Source organism: Anaerococcus lactolyticus ATCC 51172 (assembly GCF_000156575.1).
Taxonomy (GTDB): domain Bacteria; phylum Bacillota; class Clostridia; order Tissierellales; family Peptoniphilaceae; genus Anaerococcus; species Anaerococcus lactolyticus.
This window is the reverse complement of record NZ_GG666090.1, coordinates 1-440: the sequence shown is the minus strand read 5'-3', so window position 1 is coordinate 440 and position 440 is coordinate 1. Positions and strand designations below refer to the sequence as shown.

At 28.0% G+C, this 440-nt stretch carries 1 protein-coding gene; it reads right to left on the bottom strand.

Translation table 11 applies throughout. The annotated features are described in order from the left end of the window. Positions 1 to 440: stalk domain-containing protein (locus HMPREF0072_RS12555; RefSeq protein WP_004830429.1), on the bottom strand; the 440-nt coding region annotated here is incomplete at both ends.

Genomic DNA, 440 nt, shown 5'->3' with positions numbered 1-440 from the left:
TTTTTTAGCTAAGATATTATTCTCTTTATTTGAGAAAATAGCTTCACGAGTAGAGTTGTCATATTCAACATTAAAACCTAGAGTATAGGCAATATATCTTACTGGAATCATAGTTCTTCCTTGATCCACATAAGTTTTTACATCCATGTAGACTGTTGTCTTACCATCTTTATTAATAATGTTATAAAAGTTTTTGTCTACTTGAAAAACTGCAAATTCTTTTTCATCTTTAGCTTGTTTTTTGTCCTGTTGTTCATCTTGCTTTTTCATCTTGTTAAGATCAAATTGATTTAGGATATTCTTGTCATCAGCTTTTAAAAGTTTGTCCCACTTCTTATCTTGAGATTTCTTATCTTCTTTCTTCTCTTTGTTTTCTTTTTGAAGTTTTAGAAGTTCATCTAATTTCTTAGATAAGTCTTGATTTAGGTTTTTGTCTTTTT